Annotated in this window: 6 protein-coding genes; all 6 read right to left on the bottom strand. The window is 34.3% G+C overall.

Annotated features, from left to right (window positions below; genetic code table 11):
• Positions 1 to 36: 36 nt before the first annotated feature.
• Complete coding sequence (locus RV04_RS12835) at positions 37 to 363, bottom strand: DUF5406 family protein (RefSeq protein WP_071858847.1); 327 nt, start codon at positions 361 to 363, stop codon at positions 37 to 39.
• A complete protein-coding gene (locus RV04_RS12830) occupies positions 350 to 553 on the bottom strand; it encodes a hypothetical protein (protein ID WP_071858846.1) in 204 nt (67 codons plus the stop codon). The genes RV04_RS12835 and RV04_RS12830 overlap by 14 nt, the downstream gene beginning before the upstream one ends.
• On the bottom strand, positions 550 to 726 hold the full coding sequence (locus RV04_RS13335) for a hypothetical protein (RefSeq protein WP_169818218.1): 177 nt from the start codon (positions 724 to 726) through the stop codon (positions 550 to 552). The genes RV04_RS12830 and RV04_RS13335 overlap by 4 nt, the downstream gene beginning before the upstream one ends.
• A 52-nt stretch (positions 727 to 778) precedes the next feature.
• Entirely contained in the window at positions 779 to 1,003 is a 225-nt protein-coding gene (locus tag RV04_RS12825) for a hypothetical protein (protein ID WP_071858845.1), read from the bottom strand.
• 30 nt (positions 1,004 to 1,033) lie between these two features.
• Complete coding sequence (locus RV04_RS12820) at positions 1,034 to 1,573, bottom strand: hypothetical protein (protein ID WP_071858844.1); 540 nt, start codon at positions 1,571 to 1,573, stop codon at positions 1,034 to 1,036.
• 152 nt (positions 1,574 to 1,725) lie between these two features.
• On the bottom strand, positions 1,726 to 1,906 hold a 181-nt coding region (locus RV04_RS12815; protein WP_071858843.1), incomplete at its 5' end, for a hypothetical protein.

The raw sequence follows: 1,906 nt of genomic DNA, 5'->3' as shown, positions 1-1,906 counted from the left end.
CATTAGAGAACCTCCTTTGTTTCCTCCGTTAGTTGACTAATCTTCTTTCTCTGGAACCATGTCAATGATTTCAATAGCGACAATGTAGTCTGATAAATCATCCCACTCGCCTTCATCTATTAGTTTCTCGCCATGTTCACCTTTTAATACCATGCTGTACCATTCATCACCAAGGTCTTTGAGTTGTGCATTATTGTCTACAAATGTCATATCATACAAATCGTCAGCATCAACTCTTAATAGACTTGCGCCCTTAGTATTTCCCTTGACACGATAAGTTACATATCCTTTGTATTTCCCTGTTTGAAAAGTGACTTTAATAGTTTTAATTCCCCAGTGAATATTTAAATCATAATTTTTCATATTTTTTCCTCCTGGATTGGCGTGTTTTCCGGAACAAATCGTCCATTTCATTAATAATTTTTACAACTTCTGACTTAGCGGATTTACTTAATCTGTAAAAAATAATCTGATTTCTGTTTCTAAATTTCATGTTTGCATATTCTCTTCCAAGCGCTATGCCTAAAATGAATAGAATAATGGCCCATGTCATTCGCCGTCCTCCAGTTTGGTCAAGTCATTGAATAGCTGTGTTGCCTTTTCTTCTCCAGCTCTTAGACGACGCTTAACTGTATTTTTTGTGAATAACTCACCTTCTTCTGTTTCTACGAACTCTCTTTTTAAAGTTTTCATTTTTTCAAATTCTTCTTTGCTATATAATTTCATTTCATACCTCTTTTCTTATTTGATAGAGTTTGCTATTTTGGTGGTTAGCTGACTATCCAGTAATTTCAACTAATACATCTGACCACGCTTCAACAACACGCTCAAAGAGTTCATTTGTAAAGTTCATATCACCGTTCTCAAAAACTAACTTATACCCTCCACCAATAGGATATGCTGTATAATTTTCACCTTTTAAACAATGCCTTCCTTCTGATGAAAAAGATTCTAAACACAAAAATTTTCTCTTTGTATAGTTAATATGAATAGACTGTTCCATCTTCAACACTCCTTTATTTCTGTCGTTAGCTTACCTTTTAAAAAAATAAAAATTGTCTTCCAAGTGTTCGACTTTTGAGAAATGTCTTGAGATCAAAGGGACTAAATTCTGCTGCATATAAATCAACGAATACTCAAATTGATTAACCAAGGATTCAAATTGTTCATCCAAAGTTTTTGCATCTTCATACAAATAGCAATTCCAACCTAAACATAAAACGGAAATGCCTAACTCGCCTTTTCTCGATTTAACGTCACAAGGAAAACGTCCTACTTGATACTCATATAGTTCGCTGTTCCAAAGGTATTTAGATATGGTGTCGTCCAATCCTCGATATTGAATACCCGATTCATAAAAAACCTCTGATTGATAACCGAAACAGCAACCAATATCAAACACGCTTTTGAAATTATTCTTTAAACAAAAGTCCTTAATAAACTCGTAGTTAGAAATACATTCCAACGTGCACATCAAAGAATACGAACGCTGATCATAGAATCGTTCTGGTTCTTCATCTTCCATTTTGATTAATTCATCGTAGTATTTGTCTAATCTAGGATATTTTTTCAAAATCCTACCTCCTCTAAGTCGTCCGTTAACGTAACTTTTTAATTGCCCAAGCTTTAGCTAGATTTGTTAGTACCTCTGCAACCACTAAAACGATTATTATCGTCATAATTGGATGTTGCGACATATAATCAAATATTGTCATTTATTTACTCCTATCCAATAAATTTCTCTTTCTTATATCCAACCTCAATCAAAAACTCTTCTCGCTGATTCAACGCTGTTCGATAGCTCGTTTTCGATTCAATACTCTTAGACACTTGCTTTGCTTTCTCAACGCTCGTGTAGCAAAACAGCTTTCTATCTTCATCTACTACGATTGCTGCAATACTGTCG

The organism is Enterococcus hermanniensis, assembly GCF_001885945.1.
In the GTDB taxonomy this organism is placed as follows: Bacteria; Bacillota; Bacilli; order Lactobacillales; family Enterococcaceae; genus Enterococcus_A; species Enterococcus_A hermanniensis.
This window is presented reverse-complemented; position numbering and strand designations above follow the sequence as displayed.

Coding starts and splice junctions, on each gene's coding strand:
- RV04_RS12835 (WP_071858847.1), bottom strand. CDS start 363: ATGAAAAATTATGATTTAAATATTCACTGGGGAATTAAAACTATTAAA.
- RV04_RS12830 (WP_071858846.1), bottom strand. CDS start 553: ATGACATGGGCCATTATTCTATTCATTTTAGGCATAGCGCTTGGAAGA.
- RV04_RS13335 (WP_169818218.1), bottom strand. CDS start 726: ATGAAATTATATAGCAAAGAAGAATTTGAAAAAATGAAAACTTTAAAA.
- RV04_RS12825 (WP_071858845.1), bottom strand. CDS start 1,003: ATGGAACAGTCTATTCATATTAACTATACAAAGAGAAAATTTTTGTGT.